Genomic DNA, 26,328 nt, shown 5'->3' with positions numbered 1-26,328 from the left:
AGAAAGGACCTATCGTTCATGTACCCTATAAATCTCATCCTTGATGACAAGGAATGTCTCATCCTGGGCGGCGGCGCCGTAGCTGCCCAGAAAGTGCAGGGTCTGCTCGACGCCGGCGCGGCCGTCACCGTCCTGTCGCCGTCGCTCTGTCCGCCTCTTCAGGAACGGGCCGACCGGGGAGACATCACCTGGCTGAAGAAACTATACGAAGACGGCGACGAAAGCCCTTTTTATCTGATTATCTGCGCTTCCAACGACAGCGAAACCAACAGCGCCTGTGCCGCTGCAGCCCTTAGCCAGCACAAGCTGGTCAATGTCTGCGACGCCCCACAGGAAAGCAACTGGACGACGCCGTCCGTCGTCCGCCGCGGCGATATCCTCTGCAGCATATCGAGCAATGGGAAATCACCGGCCTTTACCCGCTGGATGCGTCATCATCTGGAACAGGAAATCACCCCCGACTGGTCCCGGTGGCTGGACCGTCTGGCCGTCATCCGTCAAGAAGTGCGCTCCCAGATTCCATCCGGCAAAGACCGGCAGGCCTTCTGGCGCTCGTCGCTTACAGACGAACTCATGGAACAAGCCCTCGGCGGCCAGATGGCCGAAGCCGAACAGGTACTCTGGCAGAAACTGGCCTTCTGGCTCATCGGGAAAGGAGGTCCCCATGCTTCCTGATTCTCTCGTCATCGGCACCCGCCGCAGCCGTCTGGCCCTGTGGCAGGCCGGTTACGTCCGCCAGCTCCTGCAAAAGGCCTGTCCCGGCCTTACCATTACCCTGCAATGTGTCACTACCCGCGGCGACCGCATCATCGACCGGCCCCTCAGCGCCATCGGCGGCAAGGGCCTGTTTACGGAAGAAATCGAGCGCGGTCTCTATGGCCACACGCTGGACCTGGCCGTACACAGTCTGAAAGATATGCCATCGGAACTGCCGGACGGACTGATTCTGGCAGCGGTCCCGGCCCGGGGAAATGAAAAGGACGCCTTCGTCTCCTGCCGCTATCAGAGTCTTTCTGACCTTCCCAGAGGCGCTGTCGTCGGTACATCCAGTCTGCGCCGAAAGGCCCAGCTGCTGCACCTGCGGCCGGACCTTACGGTCTCTGACCTCAGGGGCAACGTCGATACGCGCCTGTCCCGTCTCGATGACGGGGACTACGACGCCATCATCCTGGCCGCAGCCGGCCTCATCCGCCTGGGCCTTTCGGACCGTATCACCAGCCTGCTGCCGCCGGATCAGTTCCTGCCCGCCGCCGGACAGGGGGCTCTTGCCATCGAAGCCCGTTCGGATGACGAACCGGTCCTCCGGCTGCTGCAGGCCATCCACGACGAGCGGACGGCAGCAGCCGTCACGGCTGAACGGGCCTGCGCCGCAGCCATCGGCGGCAGCTGCCAGATTCCGGCCGGAGCCTTTGCCTCCTGGCAGGGAGGAGACCTCGTCCTGCGGGCCTTCATCGCCTCACCGGACGGCCGCACCTGCCTGAACCGGCAGGCCACAGCGCCGGCAGCCGATGCCCGGAAACTGGGCTATGAGCTCGGCAAAGACATGCTGGCCGGCGGTGGCGAAGCCCTGCTCCACTCACTTCGAACTACCATAAAAGGAGATACATTATGACAGGAACCGTCTATCTCGTCGGCGCCGGTCCCGGAGACTGGCGCCTGCTCACCCTCCGGGGAAAGGAATTGCTGGAACGGGCTGATACGGTCGTCACCGACCATCTGGCCGACGAACGGCTGCTGGACTTCGCTCCGCCCCAGGCCGAACGCATTTACGTCGGAAAGACCGCCGGTCATCATACGCTGCGTCAGGAAGAAATCAACGACCTGCTCATCGCCAAGGCCCGGGAAGGCCGTACGGTCGTGCGCCTCAAAGGGGGCGATCCCTTCGTCTTTGGCCGGGGCGGTGAAGAAGGAGCCGCTCTTTTCCATGCGGGCATTCCCTTTGAAGTCGTGCCGGGCATTTCCTCGGCCATCGCCGTACCGGCCTATGCCGGCATTCCCGTGACCGAACGGGGCATGGCTTCCTCCTTTTCCGTCATTACCGGCCATGAAGACCCGAAGAAAAACGGATCGGCCATCGACTGGGAAAAACTGGCGACCGGTACAGATACACTGGTCTTTGTCATGGGCGTCCGCAACCTGCCCGACATCACGGCACGGCTCATCTCCTGTGGCCGCAGCGCCGATACGCCGGCGGCCATCATCCGCTGGGGCACCCGCAGCGACCAGACGACTATCGTGACGACCCTGGGAAGCGCTGCCTATGAAGCCGCCCAACAGGGCATCACGCCGCCGGCTATCTTTCTTGTCGGCGACGTCGTCCGCTGCCGCGGCCGCCTGCGCTGGTTCGACAAACGGCCCCTCTTCGGTCTCACCGTCGGCATCACCCGTACACGCCGCCAGGCATCGGCCCTGTCGGCCCGGCTGGAAGAACTGGGCGCATCGTGCATCGAAATCCCTACCATCCGCCTGGAAGATCCGTCAGACCACTATGCAACCCTCGATCAGGCCATTTACCACCTGACCTCGTATGACTGGCTGCTCTTTACCAGCAGCAACGGCGTCCACCACTTCTTCCGCCGCCTCCGGGAATTTAAGGAAGACAGCCGCGCCCTGGGAGGCCTCCGGCTGGGTGTCATCGGCAGTGCCACGGCAGAAGCGCTCCGCTCGTATGGTCTGCGGGCCGACGTCGTGCCGCCTGAGTACCGGGCCGAATCGCTGGCCGACAGCCTCCTGCCCCATATTTCCCCGTCTTCCCGCGTTCTGCTCGTCCGGGCCGAACAAGCACGCAACGTCCTTCCGGACCACCTGCGCGGCGCCGGTGCCAGAGTGACCATCGCCCCGGCATACCGGACGGTACCCGCTTCAGAAAACAGAGAGCGCCTCGTATCGCTTCTCGAAGAACACGCCCTGGACCTCATCACCTGTACCAGTTCTTCGACAGTCACTTCTCTTCTGGACCTCCTGGGAGACCGCCGCGACCTGTTGGAACCGGTACCGCTGGCCTGTATCGGTCCCGTAACTGCCGCGGCCTGTACCCGCGAAGGACTCACACCGGCTCTCACGGCTTCGACCTATACCATAGAAGGCCTGACTCAGAATATACTCGATTGGAGACGACATCATCATGAAATATAACGCCTTACGCCCGCGCCGCCTGCGCATTTCCGCTCCCGTCCGCTCTATGGTTCGGGAAAACCACCTGTCCGTATCGGACCTGATTTACCCTATCTTCGTCGTTCCCGGCAGTCATGTAAAAGAAGAAATCCCCAGCCTGCCCGGCTGTTATCACCTGTCAGTCGATAAAGCCGTAGAAACGGCCCGCCTCGCCGTCTCCCTCGGCATCCCGGCCATTGAAGTATTCGGCCTGCCCGGATACAAGGATGAAACAGGCTCATCGGCATGGGACCCGAAGAGCCCGGTGCAGCGGGCCATGGAAGCCATCAAAAAAGAACTGCCCGGTCTGGTCATCGTCGGCGATGTCTGTCTCTGCCAGTACACCAGCCATGGTCATTGTGGCAAGCTCTGCGGCCATTACGTCGATAACGACGCTACCCTGCCGCTCCTGGCCCGGACGGCCGTCAGCCAGGCAGCAGCCGGTGCCGACATCATCGCCCCGTCAGACATGATGGACGGCCGCATCGCCGCCATCCGCACAGCCCTCGATGAAAAGGGTTTCCAGAACGTTTCCATTATGTCCTACGCCGTCAAATACGCCTCGGCCTTTTATGGCCCCTTCCGCGATGCGGCCAACTCGGCCCCGCAGTTCGGCAACCGCCGCCAGTATCAGATGGATCCGGCCAATTCCCGGGAAGCCATGAAGGAAATCAGCCTCGACCTCGATGAAGGGGCTGACATCATCATGATCAAGCCGGCCATGACCTATCTCGATATCGTCCGTCAGGCCCGGGACCGCATCGACCGCCCCATCGCCGTTTACAACGTCAGCGGCGAATACGCCATGGTCAAAGCGGCCGCCCAAAACGGCTGGATCGACGAAAAACGGATCGTCCTGGAATCGCTCCTGTCCATGAAACGGGCTGGTGCCGATATCATCATCACCTATCACGCTCTGGACGTCGCCCGCTGGCTCGGCGAAAAAGATCATCTGACGTTTGATGTCTGACGTTTAGTAAAAAACGGATTCTCCTGTGAAATCAGCTGTTTCATAGGAGAATCCGTTTTTTTTAGTCGTCCCGTCCCCGTTCGACGAGAATCGTGTAAGTCCCGTCTTCGTTGTCTGTCACGTCGAAGACGCGGTGTCCGTCATTTTTCAGACTCCGCGGGACGTTCTGCAGAGCGTCGCCGCTGTTGAGCCGGACGGACAGGACCTGTCCCGGTTCCATATCTTCCAGTTCGACCTTTACTTTGACATAGGTCACGGGACAGACGACATCCGTAATATCGATAGTGTTGTCTATGTTCATAATACCTCCCGGACGAGTCGTTCTACGGTGTCCCAGCCAATCCGTTCTACCGTTTTGGCAAAGCGTTCTCCCGGTTTGGCGTGATTTTCAAAAAAGTCGAGAACTACATCGATGACGCGATACAGTTCTTCTTCCGAGTGAAGGAGGGGCAGGAAATGCCTGCCAATAGTGATCTGCTTGCCATAGAGGCCTCCCAGGGATACGTTATAGCCGGCTGTTCCTACCCAGGCCGAAGACGGACAGGTAGTAACGCACTTGCCACAGAACAGGCACTGGTCCGCCGTAAAAGAAAGGGTCTTTTCTTTCTTATCCACTGTAATGGCCGAAGACGGGCAGACGGCCTGACAGAGGCCGCAGAAAATACAGTCATCATGATGCCATTGCGGTTCGATGCCGCCTTTGATGCCCAGGTCATTTTCTTCCGTCTTCAGACAGTTATTGGGACAGCCTGTGATGCCGATTTTGAATTTGGCTGGAAATTCCCGTCCGCCATAGCGGGCTTCACATTCCCTGGCTATGTGCTGGGTGTCGATCAGCCCCGACGGGCAGACGGCATTTCCCTGACAGGCCGTAATCGTGCGCAGCCGGGCGCCGCAGACGCCATTCTGTACGCCGCCTTTGGCCAGTTCTTTCTTTACCGTATCGATATCTTCCAGGGCGATAAAGGGGATTTCAATGCCCTGCCGGGATGTGAGATGGATATATCCGTGTCCATAGGTTTCGGCGACGTGACGGATCGTTTCCAGCTGTTCTATAGTCACCTGTCCGCCAATGGTTTTCAGCCTCATGGAGAAACGATCTTTCTGCTTCTGTTTCATGAAGCCGCCTTTTTTTAGTTCCTTGAAATTTGCATCTGCCAATGTGATTCCTCCTCTTCGATGTGTAGTGGCTCTGCTATCGCCTCGCCGCCGCGGATACGAAAACTGCGCAGGACCGGCCCGCTTTCCGCCAGCGACAGAATCAGATAGCGCAGCGACGGGTCGAAGGCCAGCCGTTTGTCTTCGTCGGACGGGCGGGACGGCGTTGCCGGGTGGCTGTGGAAATTGCCGATGAGGGCCAGATTACGCTGGCGTATATCCCGCATGACGGCAAACTGCTCTGCTGGATCCATAGAAAAATGTTCCGGACTGGCATCGGTATTGTTCAGATAATATACCTTCTCAACGAATGCGTCGCCACCACTTCGTTTTCCCGCCAGCAGGCCGCAGCATTCATTGGGCAGCTGTTCCCGGGCATAGGCCGTCATGGCCTCATAATCAGACCGTGTCAGATGTATCATAGCGACCCCTTTCCCACTTTGCTTTCACATACAGGCTGCTTATAATCGATGAGCTCGTGAATGGACGGGTCGTCGCCGCAGATTGCGCAATGAGGATTATGTCCAACGGGAATCTTGCGGAATCGCATGGTCAGAGCATCGTAGGTGAGAAGGGCACCGGTGAGCAGTTCACCCTGTCCCAGGAGGTACTTGATGGCTTCTGTGGCCTGTATGCAGCCGATGACGCCGCCAACGGCTCCCAGTATGCCCGCTTCTTTGCACGATGGCACCGCCCCGGCCGGCGGCATGGTGTCAAAGATACAGCGGTAGCATGGACCTTTGCCCGGCACATAGGTCAGGGTCTGACCGCCGAAGCGGATGATGCCGGCATGGGAAAAGGGATGGCCTCCCAGTACGCAGGCATCGTTGATGAGGAACTTGGCCGGGAAATTATCCGTCGCGTCGATGATGAAATCATAATGCTGGTCGTCGATAATCTGGGGCAGCGTCTGGGAATTGACCCATTCATTATAGGTGACGACGTGCACATCCGGATTAAGTCCTTCCAGGGTATGGCGGGCCGAATCGACCTTGCGCTGGCCCACCGATGCCGTGGAATGGATGATCTGGCGCTGCAGATTAGACAAATCGACCACATCGTAATCGACGATGCCGATAGTACCGACGCCGGCCGCTGCCAGGTACAGAGCCGCCGGTGCACCCAGTCCACCGGCACCGATGACCAGCACCTTGCCGGCCAGGAGTTTCTTCTGTCCCTTGCCGCCAAATAGGATGATGTTCCGCGAATACCGTTCCAGTTGTTCGTTCGTCAGTTTCACCGGGAACCGCCTCCCATATAGTACAGGAAATCGACGACATCGCCATCGCTGAGCACGGTCGTATCAAAATCGTCCCGGCGGATAAACTGCTGATTGAGCTGGACGGTCACATATTCCGGGGCTTCTACCCGGGCTTCTTTCAGAAGCGTTGTCACGCTGATCGGGATTTCTGTCTGAAATGGTTCCCCATTTACCTGAATGGTCATATTGATGCCTCCTATAATACTTTAAATATAATCACGAAAATAAAGAGCAGGATGATTCCCAGGCCGAACGTATAGGCGCAGAGTTTCTTTTCGATGGGCTGGAGGGGAAAATAGGCCCCGGCGTCCGCCCCTGTTTCTATTTCGTTATCCCTTGGGGTAATGTGATTGTTCGTCTGTTTATAATAGTATTCGTCAGCCTGTGGCAGCCGATGCGATGTCAGTTCACTTGCCATAGATGATCACACCTTTCATACGGTAACTATTCCTATTTATTGTACTTATATGTTATATGGCCGGCGGGACGATGCCCTGATAAAAGAGCCAGGAAATACCGAGGCCGACCCAGATGATGAATCCCAGGAGCGCTACGGCATAAACACCGGTCACGCGTCCCAGGCCGGCATGCCATAATTTGCGGACATTGGTCACTAGTCCGATGGAGAAAAAGCAGAGGCCGAAAAAGATTGTCCGGATGAGATTAGCCTGTCCGGCACCGGCTTTGAGTCCCGCAATCAGGTCGGGACGGACGAGTCCGGAGAAAAAGACCACCGCCAGGAGTCCGACGAAGCCGATGATGAATTTTGGGAACCGGTCCCAGATTTCTCGTTTGGAAACGCTGCCGGCAGGACGGCTCACGCCGTCGCGGCTGCTCAGGTGCCAGACCGACCATACGACGGCCAGGATAAAGGACCAGACGCCGATGAAGATATCGATGAAGACTTTGGCTGTCGTCGTCGCCATGAGAATCCACCCTTCCTGATAGGCTATCCCCGTCTGTTCCAGTACCTGACTGCGGATGAGCGAATCAGCGATGGCTCCCGATGCGACGGCACCGCCATCGCTCTTGACGACCAGTCCCAGCCAGGAGCCGGCTACCATCGGTTCACCGGAGAGAAAGAAGGCGGCGGCGAAGGGCAGGATCAGCAGTTCCACGGCGACGAATACGATAATGACCGAAGCCAGTATAGCCGGGATGATCTGCCGTGCCCGGATGGCACTGCCTGTGGCAATGGCAGCGGCGACGCCGCAGATGGAAATGCCGGAGGCCATGGGGGCCGCCCATTCCGGTGTGAAATGGAAGAACTTGCGGGCGATGATATAGACGACAGGCCAGTAAATGAGGTAGGCTTCGACGACGGCGCACAGGCCGCGGACGATGACCGTTCCGGCCAGGCTCATGGCACTGATGGCCTGAATGCCGATGTTGGCACCGAGGATGACAATGCCCGTCTTGATATACCATTCCGGTCTGGCTGCTACCGAGAGGAAGCGGGCCGCCGACGGAAAGAAATTTCCGATGATGAGTCCTGCCACAAGGGCAAAGACGAATCCCAGTTCACCCAGGCTCAGAGACCAGGTGATGTGAAAAGCCGCCCGTTTATCCGGCGTCGCTGCCAGATATGCATAGTTGCCGAGTATATTGGCTCCGATGGTGAGCCAGTACAGGATAGAAAAGCTGGCTATGAACCGTTTGATCCGTGCGCCCATGAACCAGGCGCCTATAGTCGTAAGAAGGAGGACAAAGAAATAGGCGGCGATGACAGTTCCGGCACCGCCGAGCCAGGAAAAGGCCGGGGAATTGGCCGCCACGGCTTTGACCGGATCCATCCAGACGCCGAATTTTGGAACCCATCCCAGAAGATCGACATCCCCGATGCGTCCGGCACCGAGGGCAAAAATGAATAATCCCAGCCACACGGCCCACCAGTCTTCACTGGCAAGAAAAGCCGAACGGCTCCGTGCAGGTATTGAAGTATCGGTCATACATATCACCTCTAACATAAAAAACATGAAATGATGGAACAAGAGACAGTCCCGTCACCAAGCGGACAGCTCCCTTTCGATCTCCCTCACCGTTTCGATGTCAGGAAATACGAGTACATAGAAGCATTGCAATGTTTACGCAAATAGTACACTTTTATATTTCGTCTGTCAAGAGATTACAGTCCTTTGAAATAAAAAATTTAGAATTAAATTCTAATTATTTGACATGGCGTAATCTCGGTATATAATAGGGATTATCCAAATCATTACCAAATTTATATATTTTAAAAGGAGAACGTAATACTATGAAAAAAGTGTACACTGGCATGACCGGCCTCGTCGGTCATACGCCCCTTCTGGAACCGGTCCGCTTCAACGACAGCCACCATCTGGCAGCCCGCCTTCTCGTTAAACTGGAATACCTGAATCCCGCCGGCAGCGTCAAAGACCGGGTCGCCCTGGCCATGATTGAAGACGCCGAACACCAGGGCATCCTCCAGGCGGACTCGGTCCTCATCGAACCGACCAGCGGCAATACGGGCATAGGCCTGGCTGCTGCCGCTGCCGCCAAGGGATACCGGGCCATCTTCGTCATGCCCGATACGATGAGCATCGAACGGCGGAACCTCATGGCCGCTTACGGTGCGGAAATCGTCCTGACCGAAGGGTATAAGGGCATGACCGGTTCGATTGAAAAAGCACAGGAACTGGCCCGGGAAATTCCCCACTCCTTCATTCCCGGCCAGTTCACCAATCCCGTCAATCCCAGGATCCACGAAGAAACGACGGGGCCGGAATTATACGATGACACGGACGGACAGATTGACCTGTTCCTCGCCGGCGTCGGCACGGGCGGTACTCTGAGCGGCATCGGTCATTATTTAAAACGCACCATCCCGTCGGTACGCATCGTCGCCATCGAACCGGCTGATTCGCCTCTGCTCTCGGAAGGTCATGCCGGTCCGCACATGCTCCAGGGTATCGGCGCCAATTTTATTCCCGACACGCTGGATACGCACGTATACGATGACGTAAAGACTATTACCACAGAAGAAGCTTTCACGGCTGCCCGGCAGTTCGCCCGCACGGAAGGCATCCTGACCGGTATTTCCGGCGGAGCCGCCCTGGCTGCCGCCGTTTCGTATGCCCGGCAGGAAGCATATCGCGGAAAAACTATCGTCACCCTCCTCCCCGACTCGGGAAACCGTTACCTGACTATCCCCGGATTTTTGCGCTAACCCAACATCAGACATCAAACAAAAAAAGGCGGCCCCATTAAGCAACTAACGCTTATCAGGGCCGCCTCATTTTCTATTTTCCTCTTGTATTGTTATAAAGAATTGACTACACTAATAACAAGAACAACTATAAGGAGATTATTATGGAATTATTCGTCTGGGGCCTGAATCACAAGACGGTCCCCGTTTCCGTACGTGAACAGTTCTCTGTGCCGCCGGAACGCATCCGCACGGCCTTGTCGCAGAGCGGACAGTATCAAACAATACATGAAGCGGTCATCCTCTCGACGTGCAACCGCAGTGAAATCTATGCTGTCTGTCCCGAAGGTACACCTTCCTGCGTACTGCAGGATTTCTTTCTTTCCCTGCTGAATGGTAAACCAGAAATCCGGCCGGACTATTTCTATACCTATACCGGGCGGGACTGCATCGCCCACCTGTTGCGCGTCGCTTCCAGCCTCGATTCCCAGATCATCGGCGAAGGCCAGATTCTCAGTCAGGTAAAGCAGGCCTATCTGCTGGCCCATGACTGCGGTGCCACGGGAATCGTCCTAAACCTCCTGTTCCATCAGGCCATCGCCACAGGCAAACGGGTCCGGACGGATACGCACATCGCCTACAACGCCGTTTCCGTAAGCTATGCTGCCGTCCAGCTGGCAGAACATCTCCTGGGAGACGTCACCGGAAAGACACTGCTCCTCTTCGGCGCCGGTCAGATGGCGGAACTGGCGGCCCGCAATTTTTTAGGCAAAGGTCTGAAAAAACTGTATATCGTCAACCGCCATATCGAACGGGCACAGAAGCTGGCCTCCCTTCTTTCCGGCACGGCCGTCCATTACCAGAAGGGCAATGAGGCTGCTGCCCGGGCCGATATCATCGTCACTTCTACGGGAGCGCCCCACTACGTCCTGACGGAAGAACGGCTGGCCGCCATCATGAAGGCCCGCAAGGGGCGTCCGCTGCTTCTCATCGATATCGCCGTTCCCCGGGATATCGAGCCGTCTGCCGCAGATCTTCCCGGCATTTCCCTGTATAATATCGACGACCTGACGACGACGGTGGCGGAAAATGAACAATCACGGCAGCGCGAAGCCGCCCTGGCCGGAACGATTGTCCAGGAAGAGACAGCGGAACTGCTGCAGCGCTTCCGCTACCTTCCCGTACGGCCGGCTCTCCTGCGCCTGTCGGAAAAAGCAGAACAGGCCCGGAAGCGGGAATTCCGCCGGGCCATGAACAAATTACCGGGCCTGACAGACGAACAGTACCGCATCATCGAAAATATGACCCACATGATCGTACGCAAACTCCTGCGCGATCCCATGATGCAGACCGTCGGCGCGGCCCGGACCGATAAAGAAGAAGAAACGGTCCGCTCTCTTTCCGATTTCTTCAAACTGTAACCGATCAAGGAGGATGTATCCATGCTCACACTGACTCATTCCCAAGCTGCATTTAAGGACGCCCAGTCCCTCATGCCCGGTGGCGTCAACAGCCCCGTCCGTTCGTACGGACGCGTCCGCTGCACACCGCCATTTATCGCCTCGGCCAAAGGATCTTCCATCACCGATATCGACGGCAACACCTATATCGATTACGTCGGTTCGTGGGGTCCCATGATCGCCGGCCACGCCCATCCCCGCGTCGTCAAGGCCCTGCAGGAAGCGGCGGCCCGCGGCACGAGCTATGGCGCGCCGACCCTGCTCGAATCGGAAATTGCCCGCCTCATCAAGAGCATCTATCCCTCTATCGAAAAGCTGCGCATGGTCAATTCCGGCACGGAAGCCACCATGAGCGCCCTGCGCGTCGCCCGCGGTTTTACGGGCCGCGATAAAATCATCAAATTCCAGGGATGTTATCACGGCCATGCCGACAGTCTCCTGGTCAGCGCCGGCAGCGGTGCCGCCACCTTCGGCCAGCCCGACAGCCCCGGTGTTCCCGCTGCGACGGCTGCCGACACCATTACCCTTCCCTATAACGACAGTAAATCCTTCAACCGCATCATGGACGGTTTCGGCAACGACATCGCCGCCGTCATCGTCGAACCCGTTGCCGGCAATATGGGGCTGGTCCTGCCGGAGGAATCGTTCCTGCAGGCCCTGCGCAGCCAGACCCAGGCCCACGGCTCGATTCTCATTTTCGATGAAGTCATGTGCGGATTCCGTACGGCCCTCCACGGTGCCCAGGCCTATTATGGCATTACGCCGGACATGACCTGCCTCGGCAAAATCATCGGCGGCGGCCTGCCGGCAGCGGCCTATGGCGGCAAAGCCTATCTCATGGACTGCGTCTCCCCGGCCGGCCCCATCTATCAGGCCGGGACCCTTTCGGGCAACCCCCTGGCCATGACAGCAGGCATCGAAACGCTGCGCATCATCACGGAAGATCCGTCTTACACGGTGCGGGTAACGGCCCATACGACGACCCTTACGGAAGGTCTGCGTCAGAAAGCGGCCGAAGCGGGCGTAGCCGTCTGCGTACACCAGTCCGGTTCCATGTTCAGCCTGTTTTTCACCGACAAAGATGTGAAGAATTTCGCCGACTCGTCTGCCGCCGACCAGGACGCCTTTGCCGTCTATTTCCAATCCATGCTGGAACAGGGTATCTACCTGCCGCCGTCCCAGTTTGAAACGTGTTTCGTCTCCGGCGCCCACACCGATGACGACATCAGACGGACCATTGAAGCCGCCGGCACGGCCTTTGCCGCTGTCGCATCGTATCGTCAAAGCAGGTGATCGCCATGCGTCCCGATTATGAAATGCTGTCCCACCTGTCTCTGTTTTCCGGAATCCACACAGACAACCTGCAGGCCATGCTGCAATGCATCGGCGGCCGCTTCCAGACACTGCATAAGGGAGAATTCCCCATTCTGGCCCGGGATGAAGTCCCCTATGTCGGCATCATCCTTAAAGGGCGGATCCATATGATCCACGAAGACGCCTGGGGCGATACGGCCATCCTGTCTGCCATGGGGCCGGGCGAGTTGTTTGGCGAAACCTTCGCCTGCGGGACCAACCTGCACTCGTCTGCCACCTTCCAGGCCGTCCGTGAAACCCGCATTCTGGCGCTGCCCTTCCGCAAGGTCATCCATACCTGCCAGAACTCCTGCCCGTTCCACTATCAGCTCATCGAAAATATGCTGCGCATGGTATCCGATAAAAATGCCCGGCTCATGGAAAAACTGGAAATCGTTTCCAAAAAAACGCTGCGCCGCAAAATCCTGACCTATCTGTCTTTTCAGGCAGAGCGCCAGGAAAGCCGTACCTTCGAACTGCCTCTGAGCCGCACCCAGCTGGCCGACTATCTCTGCGCCGACCGCACGGCGGTTGCCCGGGAGCTGGCCCGGATGAAACAGGAAGGCCGGATCGATTTCGAAAAAAATACATTTACTCTTTTATAACAAACAGAGGCTGCCCCACTGTGCAAAAAAGCACGATGGGACAGCCTCTGTTTGATGTTTGAAGTCTGACGTTTGGGTTTGATGTTTGAGGTCTGAGGTTTGGCGTTTTCAGTTTGTTTCCGGTGGATATTCCATCTGGCAGCGGCCGGCATCGGATATGGGCTCTTTCTCCTGGAACAGGTCCGCAAGCGCCTGTTCTGCCTGACCAGCCTTATTGCGGTTGAGAGAATAATACACCCATTTTCCTTCTTTGCGGCTCGTCACCAGATGAGTTTCGCACAATATCTTCATATGATGGGATAAGGTAGGCTGGGACAGATTCACATGTTCCAGCAGGACACAGGCACAGCGTTCGCCATGCTGCAGCATGGAAAGAATATACAGGCGGTTTTCATCACCCAATGCCTTGAATAATTTCGCTGTCTCTCCATACTCCATGTCATACTGCCTCCCGCTACACATAAATGATATTGATACTTATAACCTCTTTTATCTGTAGTGTACTATTGTTGAATACGTTTGTCAATATAGAGAAACATGGAGGAGCGTATCCCTGCTGTTAAAACACCGTATGGATACGCTCCTCTTCGTGCGACTGATGGCAAATATTCTGTCCCTTACATCCGGAACGCTTCCCGGTGCTGGAACAGCAGCTCTGCCAGATGGACCGCCCTGGCCCCTCCCAGAAGCAGCCCTTCCATACAATAATGACAATAGGATACAACTTCATTTCCCTGAAAGCGCTGGCAATAATCACTCATGGCCTGTTTCTGTTCATCCGGCGTATACGGGCGGAACTTGTCCTGGGCATTGGCATTGCGGGAAAAGCGCTGCGGTGCCAGTTTCAGGTTGCGCGGCGGTGCCGGGCGCAGAACGGAAACGCCGCAAAAATTTGTCTGTTCCCGGTTATCCGGCAATTCGGTTATCGAAACGCCCATGCGCTGCAACAGTGTCCGGACGGCATCCTGTTCCCCCATGCGGTCGAAGGCCCGCCAGCAGTCCTGAAGGATCATCGTCCGGCCCGTAAGTTCCGGCAAGGGAAACGATCCGTCCGCCGCGATGTATTCCCAGAGTGAAGTAACGATAACGCCGGGTTTCGATTCTTCCAGGATGGCCGAACAGTTGTGACAGAGGGAATACACCGTATCACCGGGCTGGAAATCTCCCGAGTCCGGCAGGGCCTGCCACTGTTCTTTGTACGAATCGGGCATGAGTCCCGTAAAATGGGGCAATTTGTATTTGGGCACACAGCAGCGCACGACCTGGATGCCATGGGCCGTCATATACTGCTGGATCATCTGGCTCAACTCCGGATAATGCCAGGTAAAGACACAACTGGCAATATAATATGTACTCATCATAAAACCTCCTTCAGACAGGAATACCGTCCGGCCATTGGCAGGCACGGCGTCTGTTCATATAAACAAACAGGACAGTACTGCACTGACAGTACTGCCCGTAGGAATTTATTTTTTCAGCGCCCCGATTCCATAGGGAATAGACAGGAACAGGACGGCGCCGACGATATTGCCCAGCGTAACGAAAAACAGGTTATAGGCATAGCCGCTGAGGCTGACGGCGGCATCGAAGGGAGCCAGCATGCCGACGGTGAGGACGGTCATATTGGCGATGCTGTGTTCAAACCCGCAGGTAAAGAAGGCGTAGAGACACCAGAATACCATGATGAGTTTGGCCACGTCATTTTTCGTGCGGAAGCCGCACCAGACAGCCAGACAGACGAGGACATTACAGAGGATGCCCCGGGCAAAGAGCACCAGTGGCGGCAGGCTCATCTTCATGGCAGCCGCCGCAGCCAGAGCCTTGCCCGTCGCCCCGACCGGACCAGCCGCCGCCAGAAAGAGCAGCGACAGGATGATGGCACCTGCCCAGTTTCCCAGGTAGCAGACGACCCACAACTTCAGCACGTCCCCGGCCGTCACGGTTTTAAGGCGAAGGCCGTTGAACATGACGAAGGCATTTCCCGTAAACAGTTCTGCCCCGGCAAGGACGACCAGACTCAGGGCGACGCCAAAAGACAGGCCCATGGCAATTTTCGTGAACGGCATAGCCCCCAGGGTGCCGCTTACCGTAAAGGATAAGAGGATACCAAAGCCGATATAGGCCCCGGCCAGTGCCGAGAGAAGGAAATATCCCAGAGGGTTCTTCCGGAGCATGCCGGCTTTCGCTGCCGCACCGGCAGCCGATGCAGCGTATTCGTCGTTGTACATGAGATTCTCCTTATTTGAGCGGCAACGGTTTCTGGAACACATCCAGATCGGCGGGGTTTACGTCCTTGCCTACATAGAACGGTTCCGATTTCAAGCCGACATAGCGGATACCGGACCAGTTGAGAGGACGGTAAATTTCTGCTTTCTTCGGCAGATGTACGTCCTGAAGGATGAATTTGATGAATTCTTCCGGACCGGTACGGTCTACCATGTAGCCGATATGTTCCTTGCCGCCGGGAGCCGTCGGATCGATATATTTCTTGGCAAAGGCATATACGTTGGAAACGATTTTTACGACGCTGTCCGCATCGGCCCATTTAATGAAATCGACGCCCATGCGCGGATTCTTTTTGCCGGAGCGGCCCAGGAGGGTAATGCGGAAATACTGTTCCTTGCTGCGCGTCCAGGCGCGGTTCGGGCAGGCCCAGACGCATACGCCGCAGCCGATGCATTTTTCCACATTGCGGACCGGACGGAAATTCTTCATATGCAGGGCTTCTACGGAAAGCTGTTTGCACTTGCGGACGCACATGCCGCAGCTGACACACCGCGTGGGGTCGAACTGGGGTTCAGTCATGCCCATGATGCCGAAGTCATGCATACGCACTTTATCACAATCGTTGGGACATCCCGTAAGAGCGACCTTGACGTGAAGATCGTTAGGGAAAATAGCCTTTTCGATGCGTTTTGCCAGTGCCGTCGTATCGTAGTTGCCAAAGGGGCAGACGCGATTGCCGATGCAGGCCATGACGTTCCGCGTACCGGACGCTTCAAAACCAGCGCCCCGTTCACTCTGATTGATGTCGAGTTCATCAATGATCGGTTGCAGTGCTTTCTTGACTTCTTCCACCTTGTCAAAGGGAATCCCCAGGATTTCAAAGCCCTGACGGATGGTCAGATGGACGTCGCCATTGCCATACGTTTCTGCAATATACTGAATCTGGCCCAATATCTTGGCATTCAGGGAGCCACCGGGGACACGTACACGGGCCGAAGCCACATCGCGATGCTTCGTTACCCGGAAAGCGTATTTCTTTAACTTACCACAATTCATATCCATGGCTATATCCCTCCTAGTCAATCATCGAACTGATTTTCGTATATTTGAACACCGGTCCGTCCTGGCAGATATAGATGTCGCCGATGCGGCAGTGACCGCATTTTCCCAGGCCGCAGCACATCTTGCGCGATTCGGACAGCCAGATATTTTCCACGTCGAAGCCGATTTTCTTCAACTCCAGGATGGAGAATTTAATCATCGGCGGTGGACCTACGACGACGGAGATGGCATTGGGCATGTCTTCAAAAGTCAGGTCAGGAATGTATTTGGTAACCATGCCGACGTGGCCCGTATAGCCTTCGGGAGCCCGGTCGACGGTAGTGATGAGGGAAATTCCTTTTTCAGCCCAACGTTTCTGATCTTCCTTAAAGAGAATGTCGTCCGGCGATTTAAAGCCGACAATGACTGTCAGCTTCTTGCATTCATCCATGTGGTCGGCAAAGTAATCGATGACGCCGTGGATAGGCGACAGGCCCGACCCGCCGGCGACGAGGATGATTTCCTTTCCCTTGAACATATTGACATCGAAGCCGTTGCCATAGGGTCCGCGCATGAAGAAATAATCGCCGACGTAGTTTTCGAAGATTTCGTCCGTCAGCGAGCCGACGCGGCGGATGGTGAAATCGAGGGAATGGTCCGTAATACCGCTGACGGAAATAGGCGCTTCCCCGTATTTCGGGATGGAAATTTCAAAAAACTGGCCCGGCTTGACCGGATGTTCGTCGCCGCGGTCATAGGACATGCGGAATGTATATTCCAGTTCGGCATGTTTGATGACTTCCAGAATTTCCGAACGGAAAGGCAGATATTCATTATTGACCATTTTCCAGTACCTCCTTCATGCCCTGGGGCAGCTTTTCATTAATGCAGTGAGTGAGCGAAATGTATTCCGGACAGATGGCATCACAGCGGCCGCAGCCTACGCACATCTGAAAACCGGCTCTCTTCTTGAAATCGAGGACTTTGTGCAGTACCTTGAAGCGCATCCGTTCGCCCGCTTTCTGCCGGAAACAGCCCCCGCCGGCGACGAGCGTATAGTCGTCGAACATGCAGCTCGTCTGTACACGGCGCCGTTCACCGGCCTTGCCGTTTTCCGTGTAGAAGATATCCTGCATAGACCAGCAGGTACAGGTCGGGCAGGCCAGGGTGCAGCGGCCGCATTTGATGCAGCGTTTGTCGTATTCATCCCAGATAGAACTCTTGGCGATGGCCGATGTCAGGTTGTCCGGGATATGGACTTCCACATCGTCTTTTTCCACGTGATCGGCTGTCACGTCGCAAGTTCCTTCGGCATGATTTTTCAGGGCAGCCGCCAGGATTTCATCAGGACAGTCCACATAATACATGCCATCTTTAAAATTGACAGCCGCATCATAATTGGTGCTCACGTTGGTACCCATAGACACGCAGAAGCAGCCGTCAAAGGTATGGTCACAGCCCATGACGACGAATTTCACCTTGTCCCGCAGAGTCTTATAGTAGTAATCTTCCGGCCCGTTCTGGAGGAACATATAATCGAGTCGTTTCACGGCATGCAGATCGCAGCTGCGCAGGAAAATGATGGCTCCTTTTTTGGGAAATTCCGATTCCTGCACGCTGTGTTCCGTAAAGTAGAACAATACCTGACATACAGGAATCAGGATTTCTTTAAAGGAATAATCAGACCGTGCGTCCCAGACGATATCGGCGGGATCGGTCACTTTGCCATAACGGATGACATCGGTTTCGGAAAACCGGCCCGTACCGGCAAATACGGTAGGAGCGTACACATCGTACGTCCCGGACCAGGATTTAAAGGCGTCGGCCAGAGCCCGTCTGCTCAATTGATACCCCATTCTGTTACCTTCTTTCTCTTGTATTCACAAGAAACCATAACAAAAAAACTGTAATTTATAACCAAAAGAAAAATTTCACATACTATGTCGTAATAGTACGGTATCGTATTGACAAGTGTATGCTATCAGAAAAAATGAGTTCCTTCTGTTGCTATGGCAACGAAAAGAGCTCATTTTGCTGTTTACCTATATCTATATTTCATTCTTAATCATTTTAATTTGCACATAGGTAATCTTTATTTCTTATTGATTTATCTGGCAGACATGTTACATTATTTTACGATTTATTTACAATCTGTGTGTTCCCGCAAATGGTGTCGATCCAGGCAAAGAGTTCGTCCAGATCATAGTCTCCGGCGTGGCCCCGTCCCCAGGGAACGGCAAAATCTACGTCATGGCCGGTCTGCTGCAGGCACAGGGCCAGAATAGCCGGTACGACCAGAGACGTGTCACGGTCTTTGCTGCCATGGCGGATCCGCCAGTGGGGAGCAGTGGTGACATCCCGTTTGCCGATGAAATAAAGCGGATTCAGGAGATGAATGAGTTTACTATCCGCCTGGTATGCTTTACCGGCTGTATTATATTTCTTCCCCCAGGGAGTGAAATGACGGGCATTGATGGTTGCACTACCGAATTCACTGTTTTCCCCTGATGAAAGGTCCAGCGAGTCGAAGGCAGGAGCTGCCTTGAGACGGGTTGCATACACGGCGTATTTTCCCAGATCCATATCGGTTACAACGCCATTGTGGATGGTCAGCCAGTCCATACCGGACAGGTCCGTTCCTGAATCTAGAGCCGTCTGGGCCGATTTCATGTATAATTTCTTGATATATTCCTTAAACGTCCCTTCGCCGTTCTTGTCCAGAGTCAGAGCTGTTCCGTCAGGAGCCGTAAGGTGCAGTCTGTTCACATAGGCAGGAAAGGCCTTGCGCAGGACGGCGGAAACGACTTTCTGCTGGTCGCTCATTTCCGTGCCTTTCTGTTCTTCTGCCGGTGCATCGGCAGGCCGGTCCAGGACGAGCATATTCTGATTGTTGCTGTCCGTACTGCCCGGGCTGGCAACGACCGGTCCCGGCCCCATGGGAATCGTCTGACCGCCGGCCTGGAGAAATGCAGGCATCGCCCCTATGGCATTATTCTGATGATAGTCCGTCACGTCTCCAAAGACCCATTCATAGGCCATATCGGCATGTTCCAGATCGGTAATAGGGCAATAATCACTGGAGGCAAAGATATCGTCCCGTTCCTCTGCTGCCCCCATGGCTTTGAGATACGGTTCGTACTCTTTGCTGTTCCCCGTCGCCCCGATGAGGGCCGAAAGGGCGCCGCCGGCACTGGTACCATTGGAAATGATTTTTTCTGTATCGCCGGGAAGGACCCCTTTATTGTGGCGCAGGTAGCGGATGGCAGCTTTCATATCGACCAGAAGCGCCGGGGCCTTGCCTGTATAGGTGCCATCGGCAGCCTGATTCGTCCTGCCTCTGGCACCGGGAGCCGCTACGACGCAGCCCCGTGCCAGGGCGGCCAGTATGGCGTTAGGACCGCCCTGCCGCTGATCGTATTCTGACGGCTGTCCTGCCTTGCCCGGCATATAACCGCCGACGGTATTGGGCAGGAATATGGGGGCCGTCTGCGCCGTATACCCATGGACGGATTTTCCTTCAAAGTATTCTTCCGGCACGTAGATATTCATGGACTGATATGTCGTATCGACGGGGTGTGCGACGTAGACTTTATTTTCATAGGCCCGGAACACGATGTGTTTCCCCTCGTACTGCATCGTATCGACAGCATAATCCGACACATCCAGATCCAGACTATAGGTCTGCTGCGATTGCTGCGTTGTCTGTTGTGTCTGCTGTAATTGCTGCCTTGTCTGCTGTGCCGGAACGGCAGTGGTCCCGGTCGTATCGGCTGCATATACGGCCCCGGTGCACAACATCGCTGCCACCACGGCTGTCGTGAGCTGCTTCTTCATACCTATCCCTCCGGATATTTTATATATTGAGAATTATATTTAATTCGTTCCATGATGTAGTATACCATAGAAAAAAGACAGATTTGTCACAATTTTTAGTAATCTTTTCCATACAGCCTGTTCTGTCTTTTTTACTGCTTTTTTCTATGATATACTTAATAAAACATACAGTACCCCACGTATGTTTCCGTTATATTGTAACTCATTCCTATTTTCAAAAGGTGATCCCATGAAGCTGAATAAAAAAATCACAGCCGCCATCGCTGTCATTATCATTGCCGCCTGTGCCGGCGGCGGCTGGTATTACTACCAGACACAACAGAAGGCCCAGCAGGCATCCGCCGTCGAAACGGCCCAGGTAGAACGCATGAATCTCACATCCAAAGTCTCTGCGACCGGTACGATCCGCCCTGTCGATTCTGTCGAAGTCTCACCGAAAATCACAGCCCGTATCAGTCAGGTCCTGGTCAAAGAAAACGATCAGGTCACAGCCGGCCAGACCGTAGCCACACTGGATGGCAAGGATTATCAGGCCAAATACGATCAGGCCCAGTATAAAGTCACCAATACGCGCCTCGACTACGAACGGTATAAGATGCTCTATGACCAGGGTGCCGGTACCAAACAGACACTGGATAATGCCGAATATGAATACAAAACGGCCCTTTCCAATCTGAGCGCCGCCGAATCGGATCTGGCAGAAACGACGATCACCGCCCCCATGAGCGGCGTCGTCGTCGGGGAACCCAAGCCAGCCGGTACCATGGCCGTACAGGGAAACAGCAACCCGACGGTCATCATGCGCATCGCCGATACGAGCAAAAAGCAGATCATGGCTAAAATAGATGAAACGGATATCGGCAATATCAAAGTCGGCCAGGATGCCACCTTCACCGTCGATACCTATACCAATCAGACTTTTACGGCTCACGTGTCCAAGATTTCCCAGACTGATACGAGCAATACGTGGGATACGAATGGCACGAGTACCTCATCCAGTTCGTCTTCTTCATCGGCCAGCGTCATTTATTACTATGTCACCCTCGACGTGGATGACCCCGATGACGTACTGCGCCTCGGCATGACCGCCCGGGTAGAAATCAACACGGCCGAAAAAGAGGATGCTCTGGTCGTCCCCATCGCCGCCCTCAAGACCAACGACAACGGATCCTACGTATTGCGCGTCAATACCAGCGGCCAGACCGAACAGGTTCCGGTCACGACGGGGATCTACAGCGATGAATACGTGGAAATCCTGTCGGGCCTTTCTGAGGGAGACAACGTTTCCGTTTCCTATAATGCCCCATCCAAATCTTCTTCCCAGTCATCCAATTCCAACAGACGACAGGGACCGCCGCCCATGTAATCAGGAGGCATCACCATGAATCATGTCATTGAATTAACCGACATCAAAAAGATTTATCACATCGGCGGGGAAGATTTTGCCGCCCTGGCCGGCATTACCCTGAATATCGAAGAGGGGGAATTTGCCGCCCTCATGGGACCGTCGGGTTCCGGTAAATCGACACTCATGAATATCCTCGGCTGTCTCGACAGGCCGACGTCCGGCTCGTACCGGCTGGGCGGCAAAGAAGTAGCCAACCTGAGCGACGACGAACTGGCCTCCGTCCGCAACCAGCATATCGGCTTTGTCTTCCAGAATTTCAATCTCCTCTCCCGCATCTCCGCTCTCGACAACGTGGCCCTGCCCCTGGTCTATGCCGGCGTAGGCCACAAAGAACGGACCCAGCGGGCCATGGAAAAGTTAAAAGCAGTCGGCCTGGAAACCTGGGCCCATCATAAACCCAACGAACTCTCCGGCGGCCAGCGTCAGCGCGTCGCCATTGCCAGAGCACTGGTGAACAATCCCCATATCATCATGGCCGACGAACCGACAGGCAACCTCGATACGAAATCGACACGGGACATCATGGGTCTTTTCGAAGCCCTTCATGAAGAACACAAGACCATCATCCTGGTCACGCACGAACCGGAAATCGCCGCCTGTGCCAACCGGCAGCTCCTCTTGTGTGATGGCATGATTACCAAAGATGCCGGAAAGGGGGTCGTCATGGATGTTGTTTAGTGAAAGCGTACAGATTGCCGTTACGGCACTCTTGTCCAATAAACTGCGCTCCATCCTGACCATGCTGGGCATCATCATCGGTGTCGGCGCCGTCATCGCCATGATTTCCATCGGCATGGGCGTGCGCCAGAACGTCACCAATTCCATTGCCAGCCTGGGCAGCAATATGCTCATCGTCACACCGGGCTCGACCAATAAGGGGGGCGTCCGATCGGCCGCCGGTTCCGGCCAGAAACTGAAATACGACGACGCCGAAGCCATCAAAAAGAAAATCAAAAATATCGACTATGTTTCGCCGACCGTCAACAGTTCCTATCAGGTCGTAAACGGCAATCAGAACTGGAACACCTCCGTATACGGCGTGACACCGGAATACCTCCACATCCGCTCTCTCAACGTCCAGAGCGGTTCCTTTATCACCAACAATGATTTGAAATCGCGCAACCGCGTTGCCGTCATCGGGACGACGGTCGCATCCAATCTGTTCGATACATCCAATCCCGTCGGCAAGACAATCCGCATCAACAACCAGCCTTACCGTATCATCGGCGTACTGGAAAGCAAGGGCCAGTCTTCCATGGGCCAGGACCAGGACGACATGGTCATCGTGCCTCTCACGACTGCTCAGGAACGTCTTCTGGGCATCACCTACGTGCGTTCCATCAATATCCAGGTCTCCCGCTCTGATAAAATCGAACAGGTGCAAAGTGAAGTGGAAACACTGCTGCGCCAGCGCCACCACATCACAGGGGACAAGGAAGATGACTTCACCGTCCGCAACCTGACCAGCCTCATGGAAACCATGACCAGCACGACGACTATGCTGACCCTGTTTCTGGGAAGCATTGCCGCTATCTCCCTTATCGTCGGTGGCATCGGCATCATGAACATCATGATGGTATCGGTCACAGAACGGACGCGGGAAATCGGCATCCGCAAGGCCCTGGGCGCCACCTTCCAGAATATCATGATGCAGTTCCTCATCGAATCGGTCGTCATCGGTGTCATCGGCGGCCTGCTGGGCATCGCCTGCGGCGTCGGCATCGCCCTTACCATTGCAAAAGCCGGACTCTTCCAGACGGTCATCACGGCGGCACCGATCATCATTTCCTTCAGCTTCTCCGTCGGCATCGGCCTGTTCTTCGGCATCTATCCGGCGCGGAAAGCGGCCCGCCTCGATCCCATCGAAGCCCTGCGCTACGAATAGTGAAGGAGAGTACGACGGCCCCGGCCTTAACCACGACGAACGCCAAGCAGCAAAGAGCGCTGCCACACGAAACAGAGATTTCTTTGTGTGGCAGCGTTTTTCATTGAACACTGAGACAAATTACAGTGATTTTAATTTCTCATCATCCGGAAGTACCCTCTGTCCTTTTCAAGCGATGGCGAATGTAGTACAATGAATAGTGTTGTATAGCCAATATATACTCATTATCGCATATAAAAGGAGGTCATTTTATGGCTCACGTAAATGAAAATTACTTAAAACTTCCTGGCAATTATCTCTTTGCTACCATTGCCAAAAAAGTTGCAGCCTATTCCAAGGCCCATCCCGACGCGGACATCATCCGTCTCGGTATCGGCGACGTAACCCGCCCGCTGGCTCCGGCCATTATCGAAGCGATGCATAAAGCTGTCGATGAAATGGGAAAAGCCGAAACGTTCCGCGGCTATGGTCCCGAACAAGGCTATGATTTTCTCCGTCAGGCCATCATTGACGGAGATTATAAAACGCGCGGCATCGACCTGGAACTGGACGAAGTCTTCGTCGGTGACGGTTCCAAGACCGACGTTGCCTGCATCCAGGAAATCTTTGGCAGCGACCTGACCTTTGCCGTAGCCGATCCGGTCTACCCCGTATACCTTGACTCCAACGTCATGTGCGGTCACACCGGTGTATACCATGCCGAAACAGGCAGATACGATGGCGTCGTCTATCTGCCCTGCACGCCGGAAAACGGCTTCAAAGCCCAGCCGCCGAAAGAAAAGGTCGATATTGTCTACCTCTGCAACCCGTCCAACCCGACCGGTACAGCCATGAGCAAAGCAGAACTGGAAAACTGGGTCCGGGCTGCTAAGGAAAACAATTTTGTCATCATCTACGATTCGGCCTATGAAACGTATATCACCGAACCGGACGTTCCCCACAGCATTTTCGAAGTGGAAGGCGCCAAAGACGTAGCCATCGAACTGCGCTCCTACTCCAAATGCGCCGGCTTCACCGGTACGCGCTGCTCCTATGTCGTCGTTCCCCATGCCTGCAAAGCCTATAAAGCCGATGGTTCCGCTGTCGAACTGAATCCACTCTGGAATCGCCGCCAGTGCACCTTCTTCAACGGCACACCGTACGTCGTACAGCGCGCAGCCGAAGCATACTACAGCCCGGAAGGCCAGAAACAGTGCCTGGCTGATGTCGATTACTACATGGAAAACGCCCATATCATCCGCGACGGCCTGACCGAAGCCGGCTACACCGTATATGGCGCGACCAACTCCCCTTATGCCTGGGTACAGACACCTAACGGCATGAAGAGCTGGGATTTCTTCGACCTCCTGCTGGAAAAAGCCCACGTCGTCACCACGCCGGGTTCCGGATTCGGTCCCCACGGTGAAGGCTACCTCCGCCTTACGGCATTCGGCACACGGGAAAACACTATCGCTGCCGTAAAACGCATTGCCGATCTGCACATCATAAAATAAGAAATAGAGAAAGGACTGCTCACTCATGAGTACCAATCTGGAAATAGGCATTGTCGGACTGCCGAACGTAGGCAAGAGCACCTTGTTCAATGCCATTACCAAAGCCGGCGCAGAAGCGGCTAATTATCCATTCTGCACGATTGAACCGAACGTCGGCGTCGTCGAAGTCCCGGATAACCGCATCCAGGTTCTGACCGACATGTACCATCCCAAACGCACCATTCCGGCCGTCACCCGTTTCGTCGATATTGCCGGCCTCGTCGCCGGGGCATCCAAAGGTGAAGGTCTGGGGAACAAATTCCTCAGCCACATCCGCGAAACCGATGCCATTGCCGAAGTTGTCCGCTGCTTTGAAGACAGCAATATCACCCACGTATCGGGTTCCATTGATCCTGTACGCGACGTCGATGTCATCAACACGGAACTGTGCCTGGCCGATATCGAAACGACACAGAAACGGGCCGACCGCATCGCCAAAGTCGCCCAGTGCGGCGATAAAACGGCCAAAGCCGAATACGACGTACTGAAAAAAGTACTGGCCTGCCTGGAAAATGGCGAACCGGCCCGTAAGGCAGGACTCACCAAGGATGAACTGCCACAGGTCCACGATCTCAACCTGCTGACGCTCAAGCCGATTCTCTATATCGCCAACGTGGCCGAAGACGAAGCATCGGATCCCGATTCCAATCCCCACGTACAGGCACTGCGGGCTTTTGCCGAAAAAGAAGGGTCGGAAGTCGTCGCCGTCTCTGCTAAAATCGAAGCGGAAATCGCCGAACTGCCCGATGATGAAGCCCAGGTCTTCCTGGAAGAACTGGGACTTCCCGAAGCCGGTCTCGATAAACTAATCAAAGCAAGCTACGCCATGCTGGGCCTTATCAATTTCTTTACGGCCGGTGCCGACGAAGTCCGCGCCTGGACCATCGTCAACGGCACGAAAGCCCAGAAAGCAGCCGGTAAGATCCATACCGATATCGAACGGGGCTTTATCCGCGCTGAAATCGTTTCCTACGATGACCTCATTGCCTGCGGCAGTGAACAGGCCGCCAAGGAAAAAGGCCTCGTCCGCCTGGAAGGCAAGGACTACGTCATGCAGGATGGCGATGTCACCTACTTCCGGTTTAACGTCTGATAGGTCATCCCTGCCTGCTCCGGCAGGCAGAATATTCCTGTCCTGCGTCAACACCAACAGCAAGGGACTTACGCATGAAGGTTTCTACTATCATACGTAAGTCCCTTTTACTGTATAGTTTGTAGTTTATAGAAAATGATTTAACCTAATCCGCCTTCATCCTCCACCTCTTAGGTGGGGGAT

General features: G+C 55.2%; 27 protein-coding genes. 13 read left to right on the top strand and 14 right to left on the bottom strand.

Annotated features, from left to right (window positions below):
* Positions 1 to 18 precede the first annotated feature (18 nt).
* Genes B2U90_RS08375 through hemB form a run of 4 tightly spaced genes read left to right on the top strand, consistent with a single transcriptional unit; the run spans position 19 to position 4,123 of the window.
* Positions 19 to 675, top strand: a complete 657-nt coding sequence (locus B2U90_RS08375; RefSeq protein WP_292017575.1) for a precorrin-2 dehydrogenase/sirohydrochlorin ferrochelatase family protein — start codon at positions 19 to 21, stop codon at positions 673 to 675.
* Complete coding sequence (hemC, locus tag B2U90_RS08370; protein WP_292017574.1) at positions 665 to 1,612, top strand: hydroxymethylbilane synthase; 948 nt, start codon at positions 665 to 667, stop codon at positions 1,610 to 1,612. Before B2U90_RS08375 ends, hemC begins: the two co-directional genes overlap by 11 nt.
* A complete protein-coding gene (gene cobA, locus B2U90_RS08365; RefSeq protein ID WP_292017573.1) occupies positions 1,609 to 3,135 on the top strand; it encodes a uroporphyrinogen-III C-methyltransferase in 1,527 nt (508 codons plus the stop codon). The genes hemC and cobA overlap by 4 nt, the downstream gene beginning before the upstream one ends.
* Complete coding sequence (gene hemB / locus B2U90_RS08360) at positions 3,125 to 4,123, top strand: porphobilinogen synthase (RefSeq protein ID WP_292017572.1); 999 nt, start codon at positions 3,125 to 3,127, stop codon at positions 4,121 to 4,123. Before cobA ends, hemB begins: the two co-directional genes overlap by 11 nt.
* Before the next feature lie 61 nt (positions 4,124 to 4,184).
* Here the strand turns inward: hemB and B2U90_RS08355 are convergent, their stop codons facing one another.
* Genes B2U90_RS08355 through B2U90_RS08325 form a run of 7 tightly spaced genes read right to left on the bottom strand, consistent with a single transcriptional unit; the run spans position 4,185 to position 8,491 of the window.
* The gene (locus tag B2U90_RS08355) at positions 4,185 to 4,424 is read right to left on the bottom strand and encodes a sulfurtransferase TusA family protein (RefSeq protein WP_292017571.1); all 240 of its coding nucleotides are present in this window, start codon (positions 4,422 to 4,424) and stop codon (positions 4,185 to 4,187) included.
* Positions 4,421 to 5,284, bottom strand: coding sequence for a 4Fe-4S dicluster domain-containing protein (locus tag B2U90_RS08350; protein WP_059076056.1), 864 nt, complete (start codon positions 5,282 to 5,284; stop codon positions 4,421 to 4,423). The genes B2U90_RS08355 and B2U90_RS08350 overlap by 4 nt, the downstream gene beginning before the upstream one ends.
* On the bottom strand, positions 5,257 to 5,703 hold the full coding sequence (locus tag B2U90_RS08345) for a M67 family metallopeptidase (RefSeq protein WP_059076055.1): 447 nt from the start codon (positions 5,701 to 5,703) through the stop codon (positions 5,257 to 5,259). Before B2U90_RS08345 ends, B2U90_RS08350 begins: the two co-directional genes overlap by 28 nt.
* On the bottom strand, positions 5,700 to 6,521 hold the full coding sequence (locus B2U90_RS08340; RefSeq protein WP_059076054.1) for a HesA/MoeB/ThiF family protein: 822 nt from the start codon (positions 6,519 to 6,521) through the stop codon (positions 5,700 to 5,702). The genes B2U90_RS08345 and B2U90_RS08340 overlap by 4 nt, the downstream gene beginning before the upstream one ends.
* Positions 6,518 to 6,727 (bottom strand): sulfur carrier protein ThiS, encoded by a 210-nt coding sequence (gene thiS, locus B2U90_RS08335; protein WP_059076053.1) that lies wholly within the window; start codon positions 6,725 to 6,727, stop codon positions 6,518 to 6,520. Before thiS ends, B2U90_RS08340 begins: the two co-directional genes overlap by 4 nt.
* An 11-nt stretch (positions 6,728 to 6,738) precedes the next feature.
* The gene (locus B2U90_RS08330; RefSeq protein ID WP_075581923.1) at positions 6,739 to 6,960 is read right to left on the bottom strand and encodes a hypothetical protein; all 222 of its coding nucleotides are present in this window, start codon (positions 6,958 to 6,960) and stop codon (positions 6,739 to 6,741) included.
* A gap of 52 nt (positions 6,961 to 7,012) precedes the next feature.
* A complete protein-coding gene (locus tag B2U90_RS08325; protein WP_075581922.1) occupies positions 7,013 to 8,491 on the bottom strand; it encodes a putative sulfate exporter family transporter in 1,479 nt (492 codons plus the stop codon).
* A gap of 305 nt (positions 8,492 to 8,796) precedes the next feature.
* Here B2U90_RS08325 and cysK point away from each other — a divergent pair, with 305 nt between their 5' ends.
* The 4 genes from cysK to B2U90_RS08305 all read left to right on the top strand — a co-directional run bounded on the left by cysK (position 8,797) and on the right by B2U90_RS08305 (position 13,126).
* Positions 8,797 to 9,729, top strand: coding sequence for a cysteine synthase A (gene cysK / locus B2U90_RS08320; RefSeq protein WP_113855373.1), 933 nt, complete (start codon positions 8,797 to 8,799; stop codon positions 9,727 to 9,729).
* A gap of 143 nt (positions 9,730 to 9,872) precedes the next feature.
* Positions 9,873 to 11,129, top strand: a complete 1,257-nt coding sequence (gene hemA / locus B2U90_RS08315) for a glutamyl-tRNA reductase (protein WP_292017570.1) — start codon at positions 9,873 to 9,875, stop codon at positions 11,127 to 11,129.
* 21 nt (positions 11,130 to 11,150) lie between these two features.
* Entirely contained in the window at positions 11,151 to 12,461 is a 1,311-nt protein-coding gene (gene hemL, locus B2U90_RS08310; protein WP_292017568.1) for a glutamate-1-semialdehyde 2,1-aminomutase, read from the top strand.
* Between the two features lie 5 nt (positions 12,462 to 12,466).
* The gene (locus B2U90_RS08305) at positions 12,467 to 13,126 is read left to right on the top strand and encodes a Crp/Fnr family transcriptional regulator (RefSeq protein WP_075581919.1); all 660 of its coding nucleotides are present in this window, start codon (positions 12,467 to 12,469) and stop codon (positions 13,124 to 13,126) included.
* Positions 13,127 to 13,234: 108 nt separating this feature from the next.
* On the opposite strand, the gene B2U90_RS08300 is transcribed toward B2U90_RS08305, so the two are convergent.
* From B2U90_RS08300 to B2U90_RS08270, 7 genes are all read right to left on the bottom strand, one after another.
* Positions 13,235 to 13,564, bottom strand: coding sequence for an ArsR/SmtB family transcription factor (locus B2U90_RS08300; RefSeq protein WP_292017567.1), 330 nt, complete (start codon positions 13,562 to 13,564; stop codon positions 13,235 to 13,237).
* Positions 13,565 to 13,743: 179 nt separating this feature from the next.
* Complete coding sequence (locus B2U90_RS08295; RefSeq protein ID WP_292017566.1) at positions 13,744 to 14,487, bottom strand: hypothetical protein; 744 nt, start codon at positions 14,485 to 14,487, stop codon at positions 13,744 to 13,746.
* 105 nt (positions 14,488 to 14,592) lie between these two features.
* Entirely contained in the window at positions 14,593 to 15,354 is a 762-nt protein-coding gene (locus B2U90_RS08290; protein ID WP_059076044.1) for a formate/nitrite transporter family protein, read from the bottom strand.
* A gap of 10 nt (positions 15,355 to 15,364) precedes the next feature.
* Entirely contained in the window at positions 15,365 to 16,414 is a 1,050-nt protein-coding gene (asrC, locus tag B2U90_RS08285) for a sulfite reductase subunit C (RefSeq protein WP_075581916.1), read from the bottom strand.
* A 13-nt stretch (positions 16,415 to 16,427) separates the two neighbouring features.
* Positions 16,428 to 17,237: an anaerobic sulfite reductase subunit AsrB gene (asrB, locus tag B2U90_RS08280; protein WP_075581915.1), complete on the bottom strand. Its 810-nt coding sequence runs from the start codon at positions 17,235 to 17,237 to the stop codon at positions 16,428 to 16,430.
* Complete coding sequence (gene asrA, locus B2U90_RS08275; RefSeq protein WP_113855368.1) at positions 17,227 to 18,249, bottom strand: anaerobic sulfite reductase subunit AsrA; 1,023 nt, start codon at positions 18,247 to 18,249, stop codon at positions 17,227 to 17,229. Before asrA ends, asrB begins: the two co-directional genes overlap by 11 nt.
* 277 nt (positions 18,250 to 18,526) lie before the next feature.
* Entirely contained in the window at positions 18,527 to 20,227 is a 1,701-nt protein-coding gene (locus B2U90_RS08270) for a subtype B tannase (RefSeq protein WP_292017565.1), read from the bottom strand.
* A 229-nt stretch (positions 20,228 to 20,456) separates the two neighbouring features.
* Between B2U90_RS08270 and B2U90_RS08265 the strand changes: the two genes are divergently transcribed.
* The 5 genes from B2U90_RS08265 (at position 20,457) to ychF (ending at position 26,145) form a co-directional block, all read left to right on the top strand.
* Positions 20,457 to 21,593, top strand: a complete 1,137-nt coding sequence (locus tag B2U90_RS08265; protein WP_292017564.1) for an efflux RND transporter periplasmic adaptor subunit — start codon at positions 20,457 to 20,459, stop codon at positions 21,591 to 21,593.
* 15 nt (positions 21,594 to 21,608) lie between these two features.
* The gene (locus B2U90_RS08260; RefSeq protein WP_059076038.1) at positions 21,609 to 22,313 is read left to right on the top strand and encodes an ABC transporter ATP-binding protein; all 705 of its coding nucleotides are present in this window, start codon (positions 21,609 to 21,611) and stop codon (positions 22,311 to 22,313) included.
* Entirely contained in the window at positions 22,303 to 23,520 is a 1,218-nt protein-coding gene (locus B2U90_RS08255; RefSeq protein ID WP_059076037.1) for an ABC transporter permease, read from the top strand. The genes B2U90_RS08260 and B2U90_RS08255 overlap by 11 nt, the downstream gene beginning before the upstream one ends.
* A 251-nt stretch (positions 23,521 to 23,771) precedes the next feature.
* Positions 23,772 to 25,013, top strand: a complete 1,242-nt coding sequence (locus B2U90_RS08250; RefSeq protein ID WP_113855364.1) for an LL-diaminopimelate aminotransferase — start codon at positions 23,772 to 23,774, stop codon at positions 25,011 to 25,013.
* Positions 25,014 to 25,038: 25 nt separating this feature from the next.
* Positions 25,039 to 26,145, top strand: a complete 1,107-nt coding sequence (gene ychF, locus B2U90_RS08245) for a redox-regulated ATPase YchF (RefSeq protein WP_292017563.1) — start codon at positions 25,039 to 25,041, stop codon at positions 26,143 to 26,145.
* Positions 26,146 to 26,328: the final 183 nt, after the last annotated feature.

This window comes from Megasphaera sp. UBA4233, assembly GCF_002395615.1.
GTDB classification, from domain to species: Bacteria; Bacillota; Negativicutes; order Veillonellales; family Megasphaeraceae; genus Megasphaera; species Megasphaera hexanoica.
The sequence above is the reverse complement of the archived record's forward strand: the minus strand, read 5'-3'. Positions and strand labels throughout refer to the sequence as shown.

Coding starts and splice junctions, on each gene's coding strand:
- B2U90_RS08375 (WP_292017575.1), top strand. CDS start 19: ATGTACCCTATAAATCTCATCCTTGATGACAAGGAATGTCTCATCCTG.
- hemC (WP_292017574.1), top strand. CDS start 665: ATGCTTCCTGATTCTCTCGTCATCGGCACCCGCCGCAGCCGTCTGGCC.
- cobA (WP_292017573.1), top strand. CDS start 1,609: ATGACAGGAACCGTCTATCTCGTCGGCGCCGGTCCCGGAGACTGGCGC.
- hemB (WP_292017572.1), top strand. CDS start 3,125: ATGAAATATAACGCCTTACGCCCGCGCCGCCTGCGCATTTCCGCTCCC.
- B2U90_RS08355 (WP_292017571.1), bottom strand. CDS start 4,424: ATGAACATAGACAACACTATCGATATTACGGATGTCGTCTGTCCCGTG.
- B2U90_RS08345 (WP_059076055.1), bottom strand. CDS start 5,703: ATGATACATCTGACACGGTCTGATTATGAGGCCATGACGGCCTATGCC.
- thiS (WP_059076053.1), bottom strand. CDS start 6,727: ATGACCATTCAGGTAAATGGGGAACCATTTCAGACAGAAATCCCGATC.
- B2U90_RS08330 (WP_075581923.1), bottom strand. CDS start 6,960: ATGGCAAGTGAACTGACATCGCATCGGCTGCCACAGGCTGACGAATAC.
- B2U90_RS08325 (WP_075581922.1), bottom strand. CDS start 8,491: ATGACCGATACTTCAATACCTGCACGGAGCCGTTCGGCTTTTCTTGCC.
- cysK (WP_113855373.1), top strand. CDS start 8,797: ATGAAAAAAGTGTACACTGGCATGACCGGCCTCGTCGGTCATACGCCC.
- hemA (WP_292017570.1), top strand. CDS start 9,873: ATGGAATTATTCGTCTGGGGCCTGAATCACAAGACGGTCCCCGTTTCC.
- hemL (WP_292017568.1), top strand. CDS start 11,151: ATGCTCACACTGACTCATTCCCAAGCTGCATTTAAGGACGCCCAGTCC.
- B2U90_RS08305 (WP_075581919.1), top strand. CDS start 12,467: ATGCGTCCCGATTATGAAATGCTGTCCCACCTGTCTCTGTTTTCCGGA.
- B2U90_RS08300 (WP_292017567.1), bottom strand. CDS start 13,564: ATGGAGTATGGAGAGACAGCGAAATTATTCAAGGCATTGGGTGATGAA.
- B2U90_RS08295 (WP_292017566.1), bottom strand. CDS start 14,487: ATGATGAGTACATATTATATTGCCAGTTGTGTCTTTACCTGGCATTAT.
- B2U90_RS08290 (WP_059076044.1), bottom strand. CDS start 15,354: ATGTACAACGACGAATACGCTGCATCGGCTGCCGGTGCGGCAGCGAAA.
- asrC (WP_075581916.1), bottom strand. CDS start 16,414: ATGGATATGAATTGTGGTAAGTTAAAGAAATACGCTTTCCGGGTAACG.
- asrB (WP_075581915.1), bottom strand. CDS start 17,237: ATGGTCAATAATGAATATCTGCCTTTCCGTTCGGAAATTCTGGAAGTC.
- asrA (WP_113855368.1), bottom strand. CDS start 18,249: ATGGGGTATCAATTGAGCAGACGGGCTCTGGCCGACGCCTTTAAATCC.
- B2U90_RS08270 (WP_292017565.1), bottom strand. CDS start 20,227: ATGAAGAAGCAGCTCACGACAGCCGTGGTGGCAGCGATGTTGTGCACC.
- B2U90_RS08265 (WP_292017564.1), top strand. CDS start 20,457: ATGAAGCTGAATAAAAAAATCACAGCCGCCATCGCTGTCATTATCATT.
- B2U90_RS08260 (WP_059076038.1), top strand. CDS start 21,609: ATGAATCATGTCATTGAATTAACCGACATCAAAAAGATTTATCACATC.
- B2U90_RS08255 (WP_059076037.1), top strand. CDS start 22,303: ATGTTGTTTAGTGAAAGCGTACAGATTGCCGTTACGGCACTCTTGTCC.
- B2U90_RS08250 (WP_113855364.1), top strand. CDS start 23,772: ATGGCTCACGTAAATGAAAATTACTTAAAACTTCCTGGCAATTATCTC.
- ychF (WP_292017563.1), top strand. CDS start 25,039: ATGAGTACCAATCTGGAAATAGGCATTGTCGGACTGCCGAACGTAGGC.